The organism is Brevibacillus schisleri (assembly GCF_055685845.1).
Genome location: NZ_JBVNDM010000001.1, coordinates 1,105,259 through 1,117,904, shown reverse-complemented (window position 1 = coordinate 1,117,904; position 12,646 = coordinate 1,105,259). Strand labels below are relative to the sequence as shown.

14 protein-coding genes, 1 riboswitch and 1 other annotated feature are annotated in these 12,646 nt (G+C 47.3%); of the genes, 4 read left to right on the top strand and 10 right to left on the bottom strand.

Annotated features, from left to right (window positions below):
• Nucleotides 1-2: 2 nt before the first annotated feature.
• The 5 genes from ACUUHJ_RS05650 to ACUUHJ_RS05630 form a co-directional block, all read right to left on the bottom strand.
• Nucleotides 3-1,151: a sensor histidine kinase gene (locus ACUUHJ_RS05650; RefSeq protein ID WP_289676375.1), complete on the bottom strand. Its 1,149-nt coding sequence runs from the start codon at nucleotides 1,149-1,151 to the stop codon at nucleotides 3-5.
• 13 nt (nucleotides 1,152-1,164) lie between these two features.
• Nucleotides 1,165-2,055, bottom strand: a complete 891-nt coding sequence (gene liaF / locus ACUUHJ_RS05645; RefSeq protein ID WP_289676373.1) for a cell wall-active antibiotics response protein LiaF — start codon at nucleotides 2,053-2,055, stop codon at nucleotides 1,165-1,167.
• A gap of 14 nt (nucleotides 2,056-2,069) precedes the next feature.
• Nucleotides 2,070-2,648, bottom strand: a complete 579-nt coding sequence (locus ACUUHJ_RS05640) for a class I SAM-dependent methyltransferase (RefSeq protein WP_289676372.1) — start codon at nucleotides 2,646-2,648, stop codon at nucleotides 2,070-2,072.
• 94 nt (nucleotides 2,649-2,742) lie between these two features.
• Nucleotides 2,743-3,438 carry a PspA/IM30 family protein gene (locus tag ACUUHJ_RS05635; protein WP_289676371.1) on the bottom strand — a complete coding sequence of 232 codons (696 nt, stop codon included), beginning with the start codon at nucleotides 3,436-3,438 and terminating at the stop codon, nucleotides 2,743-2,745.
• Nucleotides 3,439-3,502: 64 nt separating this feature from the next.
• Nucleotides 3,503-3,907, bottom strand: coding sequence for a LiaF transmembrane domain-containing protein (locus ACUUHJ_RS05630; protein ID WP_012684734.1), 405 nt, complete (start codon nucleotides 3,905-3,907; stop codon nucleotides 3,503-3,505).
• Between the two features lie 319 nt (nucleotides 3,908-4,226).
• A riboswitch (cyclic di-AMP (ydaO/yuaA leader) is annotated at nucleotides 4,227-4,366 on the top strand.
• A 4-nt stretch (nucleotides 4,367-4,370) separates the two neighbouring features.
• On the opposite strand from ACUUHJ_RS05630, the gene ACUUHJ_RS05625 reads away from it, so the two are divergent.
• From ACUUHJ_RS05625 to ACUUHJ_RS05615, 3 genes are all read left to right on the top strand, one after another.
• On the top strand, nucleotides 4,371-4,892 hold the full coding sequence (locus ACUUHJ_RS05625; protein ID WP_289676370.1) for a C40 family peptidase: 522 nt from the start codon (nucleotides 4,371-4,373) through the stop codon (nucleotides 4,890-4,892).
• 214 nt (nucleotides 4,893-5,106) lie between these two features.
• Nucleotides 5,107-5,826, top strand: coding sequence for a response regulator transcription factor (locus tag ACUUHJ_RS05620; RefSeq protein WP_012684732.1), 720 nt, complete (start codon nucleotides 5,107-5,109; stop codon nucleotides 5,824-5,826).
• Entirely contained in the window at nucleotides 5,827-7,212 is a 1,386-nt protein-coding gene (locus tag ACUUHJ_RS05615; RefSeq protein ID WP_289676369.1) for a sensor histidine kinase, read from the top strand.
• Between the two features lie 191 nt (nucleotides 7,213-7,403).
• Here the strand turns inward: ACUUHJ_RS05615 and ACUUHJ_RS05610 are convergent, their stop codons facing one another.
• From ACUUHJ_RS05610 to ACUUHJ_RS05600, 3 genes are all read right to left on the bottom strand, one after another.
• On the bottom strand, nucleotides 7,404-8,744 hold the full coding sequence (locus ACUUHJ_RS05610; RefSeq protein ID WP_289676367.1) for a cytochrome P450: 1,341 nt from the start codon (nucleotides 8,742-8,744) through the stop codon (nucleotides 7,404-7,406).
• Between the two features lie 110 nt (nucleotides 8,745-8,854).
• Nucleotides 8,855-9,418: a biotin transporter BioY gene (locus ACUUHJ_RS05605; protein WP_289676365.1), complete on the bottom strand. Its 564-nt coding sequence runs from the start codon at nucleotides 9,416-9,418 to the stop codon at nucleotides 8,855-8,857.
• 94 nt (nucleotides 9,419-9,512) lie between these two features.
• The gene (locus tag ACUUHJ_RS05600) at nucleotides 9,513-10,085 is read right to left on the bottom strand and encodes a hypothetical protein (RefSeq protein WP_289676364.1); all 573 of its coding nucleotides are present in this window, start codon (nucleotides 10,083-10,085) and stop codon (nucleotides 9,513-9,515) included.
• Nucleotides 10,086-10,181: 96 nt separating this feature from the next.
• On the opposite strand from ACUUHJ_RS05600, the gene ACUUHJ_RS05595 reads away from it, so the two are divergent.
• On the top strand, nucleotides 10,182-10,547 hold the full coding sequence (locus tag ACUUHJ_RS05595) for a hypothetical protein (RefSeq protein ID WP_472298434.1): 366 nt from the start codon (nucleotides 10,182-10,184) through the stop codon (nucleotides 10,545-10,547).
• A 117-nt stretch (nucleotides 10,548-10,664) separates the two neighbouring features.
• Here the strand turns inward: ACUUHJ_RS05595 and yhfH are convergent, their stop codons facing one another.
• Nucleotides 10,665-10,826, bottom strand: coding sequence for a protein YhfH (yhfH, locus tag ACUUHJ_RS05590; protein WP_016742815.1), 162 nt, complete (start codon nucleotides 10,824-10,826; stop codon nucleotides 10,665-10,667).
• A gap of 181 nt (nucleotides 10,827-11,007) precedes the next feature.
• Nucleotides 11,008-12,255: a threonine ammonia-lyase IlvA gene (ilvA, locus tag ACUUHJ_RS05585; RefSeq protein WP_016742816.1), complete on the bottom strand. Its 1,248-nt coding sequence runs from the start codon at nucleotides 12,253-12,255 to the stop codon at nucleotides 11,008-11,010.
• A gap of 98 nt (nucleotides 12,256-12,353) precedes the next feature.
• Nucleotides 12,354-12,613, bottom strand: a binding site (T-box leader).
• Nucleotides 12,614-12,646 lie beyond the last annotated feature (33 nt).

Genomic DNA, 12,646 nt, shown 5'->3' with positions numbered 1-12,646 from the left:
CTTCACCCTTCCCGTTCCGTCTGTGACACTAGAGGAATACGCACCTCAATTTGCGTCCCCTTCCCAATCGCCGAGTAAATCTCCATGGAGCCTCCGACCTCTGCTACGCGTTCTTGCATGCTGCGCAAACCGTAGGACGTCATTTTCTCCCCATCCGGATCAAAACCAACACCGTCATCCGTTACTCGCAGGCGAACCTGCTCTTGCAGTGTAAATAGCTTCACTGTAATCTGGGTAGCTCTGGCATGCCGCAATGTATTGGACAAGGACTCCTGCAAAATACGGAACAAATGATCCTCAATTCCACTCGGCAAGCCTTCGACGTCTTCGATCTCCCAAGTCAGCTGCATGGTATTTTTACGCGTCAGCTCATCTAAAAGTTCCAGAATAGCTTCCTTCAATGACTTGTTTTGTAACGTAGCCGGGCGAAGGTGCAAGAGCAATGCCCTCATCTCCGCTTGTGCAGCTGCTGCCATCTCTTCGACCAATTCGATCTGTTGGGCTGCACGCTGAGGATTTTTTTCTACAAGCCGCTTCATCGCCGCAGTCGTCATGGCGATAGCGAACAACTGCTGGCTGACTGCGTCATGCAGTTCTCTCGCCAATCTCTGTCGCTCCTCCGTTACTGCTGCATGCTTCAATTGCTCTGCGAGAGCCGCATTGTGGTTCGACAAACGCTGCAAAGATGCTACTTGCTCTTCCCATTGCGAAGCCAAGCGATTGATCTGCCATCCTAATTCGCCGACTTCATCGACGCCCAATTCGGGAACCCGATATGACAACATCCCGCGTCCAAGCTTCATGGCAGCTTCCCACAGTACACTCAGTCTTTTTTTCAACAAATTGCCGATAATATAGGAAATGATCAATGCCACTAAGACACCTGCCGGCAAAGAAACAACAAAAGCAGCAAGCTGAATCAAGCCCTCTGGATCGATAGGCAGATTGATGCCTATATATTCTGCCAGCCACTTCACGAGGTTGCGGTCGCTAATTATTTCGTTGTACCACCGATGAATCCCGGGGTGGTCTTTCCATAAAAAATATAGCCAAAAGAAACAAATAAACGCGGCAGTAATTGCACTGACGGCCAGTAACATGCCATAGCGCACGTATTGCCACTGAATACTTGCCAATCGCTGTCGACGCATCCGCCAGTACCTCCTAGATGTACTTGACTTTTATATCGCCGACAAGCAGCGAGATATGCAAGTTTACTTTTTGCAATGCTTCATCATACTGATCAGAACGAATCTTAACACTGCGATTGATACCTCCCTGTCGGTGGCTTAGCACCTCCAGGTCACCAATACTCAAGCCTGCCGTTACCGATACAGGAAGATCGATAGGCACATAAATCGTCACATCGCCTACCCAGCCCTCTACGACAAGAAACGCCTCATCCCGCATCAACACTGCCCGAGAAAGATCAATCACAACATCCCCGATTCCATGCCAGACATGCAAGTAACTCAGTTCAAAACGCCCGGAAGTCAGGTGATAATCCCCAATCAGAGAACTGCGGGAATCTTTTGGCAACATGTCGTCAGGTGATGAAGACATTTTTTCGTGATGAGGAATTTTGCCACCAACATGCTTCCATTTGTTCCAGTTGTCTTGCCAAGGGCATTCTGCTGTTGAAACGTTCACGTCATTCGGGACACTCGCATCACTAGTTAAAATCGTCTCCGCAGCAGAAGGGGTCCCACTCTCTCCCAATGGTTGATTCACACGCTGATCTCGTTTGTTGTTCTTGCCCCGAATCAACTGAAAGCCGAAATAAATAAACACGATTGGTACTGCAATCTGGAACAAATCATCAATTCCGACACCGAACCACATATCCGTCGCGATGATGGTCCCAAGAGAGAATAGAATCCCTCCGCCAATCCGATTTTTATTCCCCCACAAACGAAGGCCAAAATAAATAAGCACCATCGGCCACAAGTCAAACAGACCGAACGATATGATACCCAAACTGTCTAATAAAAGACCGATTCCCGTAAAAATAATCAGGACACCAGCCAACATTTTGTGCAAACGGGACAGTTTCACAAAAGTCTCCTCTCTCACGCCCCACGCTGATCGTTTTCACTTTGTCCATTACGACATGTATAGATGAATGCAGGCGGAATGTTCAACAGGGTAAAGTCGATCTTGACCCAGGGAAAACGATCCTGCAACTCAGCTTGGAGTTGTAGCGAATATTGGAATGTAATAAATAGGCCCCCTGGCTTCAGTACAGATTGAACTTCGTCCAGAATTGCTGCCCGCAGCTCTTGTGGAAAATTGGCGAATGGCAGACCTGAGATAATGACATCTGCACTTGCAAGGTCCTGCTCCTCCAAGTAAGACCTAAGTTTAGTCGCTTCCTCCCTGATAGGAAGATCGGGAAAACGTGATTGAAGCATAGAGCGAAATTGGGAATCTCGTTCCACGAGCACGTACTGTGTGCCGGGATGCAAGCGCTGATAGATCGTTTGGGTAAATGCCCCTGTACCAGGTCCCAGCTCCAGGATCACATCGGTTGAAGCCCAATCGACGCTTTTCAACATTTGCTCACATAAAAAACGAGAGCTGGGGATTATACTACCGACGCGTCCAGGCTCAGCGATAAACCGCCGCAAAAAGACCAAGAAGTCCTGCAAGAATCGTACCTCCTAGGGGAAAAGCAGCCTGATGTACACAGGCTGCCGAATTGACACAATCTATTCTACACCTTATCCCCCAGTTCCTGTTGAATTAGGATTGTACTGGTTTGGCTACCGGTGTTTTCACTTCCTTAATGGATGCTTTGATGCTGGCAAGTTCTGCATCGAGATCATCCTTTTCCAGTTCAGACAAAGCGTTCTCCCAAGCGCGGTTCGTTTGACGCCATTGCCCGCTCATTTGCGCTTCTGCTTCCATGCGCATGACTTTCTCTTCCATGCGAGCGAAGCCACGGCCTGCGGACTGATTGCCGATACCGACAACTGCTTGATTGACTTGCTTTTGGGTACGAGCTACTTGTGCACGTGCCATCAGTGTGAACTTTTTCGCACGCATTTTATAGAACTCTTCCTTCAGCTCAGCCAGCTTCTCGCGCATTTGCGTAGCTGCCTCGGATGCTGACAGGTAGAGAGTTTCATATTCCGCTGCACGGCCTTCGTACTGCTTCTTGTCAGCGAGTGCTCGACGAGCCAACTCGTCTTCTCCTTCAGTCAAGGCGAGCTTGACTTGGCGATCACGTTTTTCGATCAGAGCATTGGCTTCGTCCAATTGCTGACGGAATTTCTTTTCCAGTGCAACCTGACGGGCAACCGCTACTTCAACTTGTCCGATTTCTACTTCCATGTCACGCATATATTGATTCAGCATTACTACCGGATCTTCCATCGAATCCAATGCATCATTTACCGAAGCTACTGTCAGGTCACGCAAACGTTTAAAGATACTCATTATTTTTTCCTCCTCATCATATCACATCATATTGTTCATCCAAAAGACTCTTGCGACATTGGCGTTACTGTGGGCGTCTTCTTACATCTCTCTCCCAAGTGTCCAGCGTATCTTCCTTTAATACTTTTTGGGCCCATTCACGCTCCCAAGCAGGTGGCGCTTGTTTAGGTTCTTGGCTGGGACGCAGTAAGCGATATCCCAGATAAATCACCCCAATGGCCAGAAGCGCGTGAAACAGTAGGTCAAGCTTGCCAATCAACATCAGGAACCCGAATAGGAAGACCAGGATTCCCCAAAAACGTGAACCGGTTTGTCCCATGATCTTTTTGGCACCGTATATCATGATCACGCCGGGAATGATAAACCCGAGCAAGTCTCCGATATCGATCCCCACCAGATCGAGAAGAACCAACCCACCGACTAGCAGCAGAACCAGCCCGAGTAGTACTTTGCCAGACCGTTCGCTCATTACTCGCTTACCTCCATTCGTTTTGCATGTGGTGCTTGTGGAACGTTATGCCCTTATTGTAGCCCTCGGTATAGGCTTCCCATAACGGGCGTGCGGTTGGTTTTTCCCTCCGTCCTTGGACGGAGACATTTTCCTGCCTTAATCGGACGAGCTCTCCCGCAAGGCAGGAATAAGCCCGCGTCGAAGGGCGGCTTGCACTGTCGAACGAAAACGTTACAGCATTTGACGGTATCTTTGTGACGAATATGTGAATGAACAGATAAAAAGAAGGAAAAAAAGGACTGGCGTAGAATCTTAGTAAGAGTGCGTGTAAAAAAACATCGAAAAATAGCCGAATTCCGCTTAGCGGAAACGGGGGAACCACGTTTTTGGGGTGAATGGTTGCTACTCCTAGCAGCCTAGGGCGTCCTTTCGACCGAACCCTTCAGCTAACCTCGTAGGCTCACGAAGGGAGCAGTTTCTTTTGCGCAAGATGGTTTTATCTTTATTTATGGCTGGATTACTTGCTATGGGGGCAGGCGCTGCACAGGCTGCTGAGGAGAATACTCTCCATGAAGTTGTCAGTGACTTGTACGGTACCCCTTACAAATCTTCCGGCTCGTCCAAAAAGGGCTTTGACTGCTCCGGTTTCACGCGCTACGTATTTGATGCGTTAGGTGTAGACCTGCCTCACAATTCTGCTTCCCAGTACGAATTAGGTACAGAGGTAGACAGAAAAGATTTGCAACCAGGCGATCTCGTATTCTTCAATACGAACGGTCGCAGCATTTCTCACGTGGGTATCTACATCGGAGACGGCACATTCGTGCACTCGGAATCTGGTCGTGGAGTCGTCAACACCAAGTTGAACGATCCATACTACTGGAGCAAGCGTTATGTAGGCGCCAAGCGTCTCAATGCTCCTGTTCTAGCGAAAGCAGAAACTCCGAATAAGGAAAAAGCGGTGCAAGCTGCATCGTTGCCGGAAAAACCAGCTAAAAAATAGTCATTCGGCAAAATAATAAAAGCCAGGGACACTACGTCTCTGGCTTTTTCTGACGAAATTTAGTACCTGGTCTAAAGAGGTACCCTCACATATTAGAACAACTTAATAACTTACGGGGTTTCTTCCCCTGATAAGGTCAAAGCATGTTATGATAGACAAGACCCATTCTTTGAATGGTATTCCTTATTAATAGAAGTAACTGGGGGTTGTTCCGGTGAAAGATCACATTTTAATTGTCGATGACAATCTGGAGATTATTGAACTGCTAGAAGACATTTTGGAGAACGAGGGCTTCAGCGTTTCTTCTGCTGAAAGCGGAGAAGATGCTCTCTCGTTGCTCAGCCAAGGTGAGCGTCCCAACCTGATCCTTTTGGATATTATGATGCCCAACATGAGTGGCTACGAGCTCTGCTCTCAAATTCGCCGTGAGTGGGATTTGCCTATACTGTTTCTCAGTGCCAAAGGAAAAGCGGTAGATAAGGTAGTCGGTTTCGAAATCGGCGCAGACGATTACATCACGAAGCCTTTTGATACAGAAGAGCTGCTCGCTCGCATTCGTGCCCACCTTCGTCGCTATGAGCGCATTCGCAAGCATACCGAAGAGCAGCCTGAGAAAGAAACAGCCTCTTCTCCAATTACGGTTTTGAAATTCAAGGACTTGGAAATTCATAAAGAAACGTATTCCGTATATGTATGTAACCAAAAGATCGAGCTCTCTACCAAGGAATTCCAACTGCTCACCTTCCTCGCAGAAAATGCGGGCATCGTCTTTACAAGAGAGCAAATTTATGACCGTGTTTGGGGATATGGTTATGGCTCCCTCAATACAGTGACGGTCCATATTAAAAACCTCCGTGAGAAGCTGGAAACAGAACGTCAATTCATTAAAACACAATGGGGGACAGGCTACGTATTTATCGGGGAGAAGCTTTAAATGAGCTTGCGCAATAAAATTTTTCTCTCCTTCATTGCCTTGCTCACACTCAACATTTTGTTGTTTAAATTTGTTTTTCAAGACATTATTGTCGCTCAACTCAAAAATGACCGGCATAATCAGTACCAGGCTGAGAAGGAAGCCGCTGAGAAGGTCATGCTCAATCAACTGCTTCTCGTCAGTAATTTCAAGGACCCAATCGAACGCATGGAGCTTGAGAAGCAGTTGCCAGACGACGTGATGTACCGCATGCTCGTGAAGGACGCCAATGGAAACACCATCTATAGCAAAACATCAAGCGCCTATAATTTAAAAATGCCTTCCCCCTCCTCATCAAGCCGTGGCGATTCTGCTAAGCAAAGTGACCTCAAAGTGGTCGCTGAGTACCATTTTCAGCAGGAGCCACCGCGTACAGGGGAGATTGTTGTTTATTTCTACACGGATGATTACGACATGATGGCTACAACAGGAGTTTCCATGATGCTTTGGTTTATTTACGGAAGCATTAGTCTGGTAGGATTGGTTCTGCTCGCTTTGTTCGTTCGCTGGATACTACGGCCAGTTAACGAATTATCGCGCGTCACCCAAGAAATCCAGGAAGGGAAGCGACTGGTCACATTTACGTATCGCTCGCATGATGAATTTGGACAACTCTTTCGATATTTCGGGGAAATGGTTGATGAACTTCGCTTAGCGGAAGAAAGACAGGCTGAAATGATTGCTTCGATCGCCCACGACTTCCGTACACCTCTCACCACGATAAAAGGTTATGCCTCATACATCGGCTCTGGTCGCGTGACGGATATGACCAAAATACAGAAACAGATGGGCAAGATCGAGCTAAAAACGACGGACTTGGAAAAGCTGCTGGACGAGCTGCAGGACTTCACCACGCAAAGCTCCGAAGTTCGACTCAGCATTAACCGCATTCATGTCAAAAGCTTCTTGCGAGGAATCATTGAGGACTATTTGCCAAGAATCAAAGAGGCAGGCCTCACCTTTCAATGGAAGCTACGAATCTCCAATGAACTACACATCGAAGCGGATGAGACCAAGCTTCGTCGTGTCATGGAAAATTTGTTGAACAACGCCATTCACTACAACAAACCAGATGGCTCCATTTACCTTACCTGTGATCAGCGAGAAGGACATGTCCTTTTCACTGTAATCGACAAAGGGGAAGGAATCGCCGCTGAAGACTTGACGAAGATTTTCACCAAGTTTTATCGGGCGGAGAAATCACGAAATCGCAACAGTGGCGGTACAGGTTTAGGCTTAACGATTTGCAAAAGCATCGTCCGGCTTCACGGCGGAGATCTGATGGTAAACAGTGAATTGGGAATGGGAAGCAGTTTCTCCTTCACCATCCCCTTCTTCCACGGGTAGCTTTCACAAGCTACCCTTACTTTATATAGATTTATTCTCAGTTAATTATTTCTTTATATTTTACTTGTAAAATCATTTTTGTAAGCATGTTGCTTTCAGTGATAAATAACCCCCAGTTCGGTATCTGACACAATCGGCGAAACCGTAGTGATAAGATGCCTCTTTTTTTGCCTCTTGCTCCCATTTTTTTCCTATCTCTTTTCTAAACGCATCGGCAGTCCGTTCTTAGGACGCAAGGTGACCAATGGTTCGGGCTCCACTACCTGGTTCGGTTCAGCCAGTCGTAATCGATATCGCTGTGCAATCGTCGCTAATAGCAAAGCTGCCTCCATCAAAGCAAAGTTATTCCCAATACAAACACGCGGCCCGCCGCCAAACGGGAAATAAGCATAAGCTGGATTTCTTTTTAAGAGGTCGCTGTTAAAACGCTCTGGAATGAATTCTTCAGCCTGCTCATAATAGCGTGGGTCACGGTGCATGACATATTGGCTCATCATCAGTGTTTCCCCAGGCTTGTACGTGTGACCACCGATCTCAACCTCATCTACCACTTCTCGGTTAATCGTCCAAGCCGCAGGATAGAGCCTCAGCGTTTCCTGTACAATGAGATTCGTATACTTCAGCTGCGGAATATCTTCAACTGTCGGCAGCTTATCACACAGCACCGTCGACAGCTCATCATGCAGCTTTTTCTCCACCTCGGGATGAGTAGCCAGTAAATAGAAAATCCACGACATGGTATTCGCAGTCGTCTCATGGCCAGCTACAAAAATGGTCATGACCTCATCGCGCACCTGCTCGTCTGTCATTCCCTCCCCATCATCTTCATCACGCGCAGCCAAAAGCATCCCCAACAAGTCCTTGTGCTCTTCTCCTTGGCTATTACGACGCGCTTCGATCAAGGAGTAGATCGTTTTGTCCAGCAGCTCACTCGACTCCAGGAACTCCCGATTGCTTTTGGTAGGTACGGACAACGGAATGTCGATAAAAGAGGAGCCCTTGTTTGCTACATATTTCAAACCAACATCGATGGCATGTCCAATCTGATCGGCGCCTTCCTTGACGGTTTTGCCAAACATCGTCTCCGTAATGATCGCAAGCGTTACTTTCATCATGTCCGAGTGAATATCGCGCAGCTCCCCGGTTTTCCAATCCGACATGAGATCAACTGCTTGCCGGACCATCACGTCTCCGTAGGTGGCGATACGATCTCGATGAAAAGCTGGTTGCATAAGCCGTCGTTGTCGCAAATGCTTTTTTCCTTCACTGGTAAGAATTCCATCTCCTACAACAGCTCGCGCAACCTGTAGTCCTTTCCCTTTTCGAAAATGCGCCTGCTTGCTGACCAAAACCTCTTTGATGTGATCCGGATTCGTTAACAGATAAATATGGCGGGAAGGACCGAAGCGAAAATGGACGACTTCTCCATGCTCTTCTGCCGCGTCGCGGATGAACTGAAGCGGCGATCGGCGAAATGCCATCAAGTTCCCTGAGATTGGAAGACCTTTTGGGCCAGTGGTCGTGATATTCATGCGTCTCCTCCTTTTTACATGCAAAATCCTACCGATAGTATCCGGCACGTTTAGGAGATTATGCGAAAAAAAACCACCCGAACTTCGGGTGGCTGACGAAATCATTTTGTTTATCGTGTAACAGGCTGATCTGTGCGCAACAGACGAGAAGCAATCAGTCGCTCGCGTACCTTGATGCCAATCAGAGAAGCCAGAACTGCTTTGACAACCCCTACAATGAGGAAAGGTGTTACACCAAAAGCGACAGCTTTATCCCAAGGAATGTCCATGACGTATTTGAGCTGAACAGTACCAAAAGCGAGTGTGACAAACATACCAATGATATTGGCGATGATGGCGTTTTTCAAGGTGAATCTTGTTTTCTCCAAGTAGAGTCCGGTCACATAAGCGGTTGCAATAAACCCAAATATGTACCCGCCGGATTTTCCAACCAATATTTGCAATCCGCCTTTTGCCTCGCTGAATACAGGCAATCCGACTGCACCGAGCAAAACGTAAATAACCAAAGCAAGTGTCCCGTATCGTTTTCCCAAAATGGTCGCCGTCAGCCCTACCGCTAACGTCTGCGCGGTAATCGGAATCAACGGCAAGGGAATTGTCACCTGCGACAATACCGCAGTCATTGCAGCAAAGATGGCAGAGAGCAATAGCCATCTCAAGCGTTCGTTTCTCATGCGTACTAGCCTCCGTTTTGTTAACTAAAAATAATATAAGGTTAACAAAATAATAATACGCATCTGCCCTTTTGTAAATCCCCGTTCTGTCCGCTTACCTTTTTGCTTGTTGATTCATGTATAACTGTAGCTTTTGAAGTGACTGAACCGTATGATCGATTAATTCGTTCAAGTCATCGATGTTGCCTTCATCAATTTTCCGATGAAAGTCCAGCGTCACCTGATTGGTTATTTGCTTCGGCGGCCAGTCGATTCGATGCTCTTCTAGCTTTGCCGATACTTTCTGTGTAATATACGGTCGCTGCCCCCAGATGTCATTGAGAATCGATGTGATTTCTCTCGCTTCGGCGGGCACATCTCTGTAATTCTCCATCTGCAAGAAAAAATGGATACAAATCGTACATCCGATATGATCTGTCAACGGCTGTTCTAGCTGCTCGGCTGCAATATCAGCTAACTGGGTACGAAGCTGCATCTCAGCACGGACAGCTGTGGTATGCTCATGTTGATCAGCTAGTTTGAACTCGATCTGAAACTGTCGATGGAACGTAGCCATATCCATGACATCCGAACGGTTCGTAATCGTGATTGCCCCTTCGAAGTCCCGGTCGTATACCGCACCTTCCAACACAACCCTGATATTGTCAAAAACAAGTGGATGAAACATTTCGCGCCCTCCTTTTTCCCAGGCGTTCCGGCCCTTTCTTTTACAGTATATAGCATGCCTGCTTTCTCCTTGTTTTGCAAGCAGACCGACTTCCCCATGGCGGCGTCTTCAGGAGAATGGTACCATGAGAGTGATCCAACCTTTGAGGTGACAGCCATGTTTTTAATCGGAATTCTAATCGTTGTTGCAATCCTTGGTGAAATTATTCATCGTTTGAATCCATGGAAAAAGCCAGAACCTGCATATGAGGATCTCGTCGCCCAAATCAAACAGGCAGACTGGTACCAGGAGCTTTCTCGTGATCAGGCGTGTCGTTACGTTCTCGACAACGATCCGCATGTCCAAGCCTACTATGCGAGTACGTATGAAGCCAAACGTCTCCTTACACAGGAAGGCTTTCAATTGGGACTGATTGATTACGTCAAGCAGGAAGCTGCAAAGCACGCCGATAAACCGCGCTGACATGCGAAAAAGCCGTTGTTATGGAACAGCGGCTTTTTCTTTGAATCAAAAAACAGGTATACCTGCCATGGCTCATGCCCTGTGGTATACCTGCTTTATCCAGTATTTATGCTCGGCTTAGCGTTTTTGATGATAGTATTTGTAAGCGTCAAAGGATGCTTGCTCTTGGCAAGGTGCGCATTCTGTTGCATACGATTCAGCTTGTTCGTGGATCGTCTGACCGCAAGCAGCACAGCATTTTGCTTCGAGATTGCGAAAGAAAGAAGTGATCGGCGTCATGATTAAAACCCCCCGTGTGTTATTATCTGTATTGTATTACAACAGTATCTGTTTTATAAAAGTTTGTTATAATACATTACGCCGATTTATCTTTCTCTCTCGCTCATTATCTCTTTATTGCTCCTTTTTTCGCTGTATTCATACATTTTTGTAAATTCCGCATCTGTTGTAACACAATGGCCTAAATCAGCAGATTGAACAAATACGGATCATTCGTAATCTCTACATAGCGGATACCATGCTGCTTCATCCGACTGACTAATGGCTGATAGTCATCCTTGCACTTCATTTCAATTCCAACCAGCGCCGGGCCATTTTCTTTGTTGTTCTTTTTCGTATACTCAAACCGGGTGATATCATCGTGCGGCCCCAATACTTTTTCCATAAACTCTCGCAAGGCTCCGGCACGCTGTGGGAAGTTGATCACAAAATAGTGCTTCAAGCCCTCATGCAGCAGGGAGCGCTCCTTGATCTCTTGCATCCGGTCAATGTCGTTGTTTCCCCCGCTGATGACACACACAACGTTTTTCCCGGCGATTTGATCCCGGTAGTAATCGAGAGCGGCAATCGACAGGGCACCAGCAGGTTCTACGACGATGGCATTGCTGTTATACAATTCCAAAATAGTTGTGCATACCTTGCCTTCTGGGACCAGCACGATATCATCCAGCAGCTCCTGACAAATACTCATCGTTAGCTGCCCTACTTGCTTGACGGCTGCACCATCGACAAACTTGTCAATTTCATCTAAGGTGACAACATCGTTTTGCTCCAGAGCGGCTTGCATTGAGGCTGCTCCTGCCGGCTCTACGCCAATGATCTGGGTGTTCGGGCTGATGCCTTTTACATACGTTCCCACACCCGCTGCCAATCCACCTCCACCGATACTCATAAAGACGAAATCAGCTGGTTCCTCCATGTCATTCATAATCTCCAGGCCGACTGTTCCTTGTCCAGCTACCACCAATGGATCGTCAAACGGATGAACAAAGGTCCGATCTTCCTGAATGCAATACTTCATCGCCTCTGCAAATGAATCATCGAAGGTGTCCCCGATCAATACAACCTCTACATAGGAGCCGCCAAATAGCTTGACCTGCGATATTTTTTGGCGCGGGGTGGTCGCTGGCATAAAGATCGTGCCCTTGATTTGCAAATGGTTACACGAGTAAGCTACACCCTGCGCATGATTGCCCGCACTCGCACAGACGACACCACGCTCCCGCTCCATTGTGGAAAGATTCCGCATAAAATGATAAGCACCACGGATTTTGAAGGAACGAACGACCTGCAAGTCTTCTCTTTTCAAATACACGTTGCAACCGTAGCGCTCAGACAGCACTTTGTTTTTTTGCAAGGGCGTCTTCTCCACAACGTCTTTTAATGCATGATTGGCTACTACGATGTCTTCCACTCTGACCGTATGCATATATATGTTCCTCCCAAATTCCTTCTCTTTTGTAATAAGGACCAGACCAAATCAAAAAGCCCCCGCCCCAACCAGCTACGCACAAATTACGCACGGCTGGCTGAGGCGAGGGCATCGCGGTACCACTCAGCTTCTCTGTCTTCCTCACGAAAAACAGACTTTGGCAGTTCACTATGAAACTCCCGTCCGATAACGAGGACGAATTCGTTGTCCTATACTCACTGGCTACACAAGCTGATTTTCCAGGACAATGCTCCAAGGTGATTTTCAAAACAGGCTGGCGGCCATTCTTTCAGCACGGGGAACGGCTCTCTGCACGCTGCTTTCTGTTTCTACTCTTCCTTTTCAACGCTCATAGATACGAACTATTCGAATTAGTTAAACATTCTAC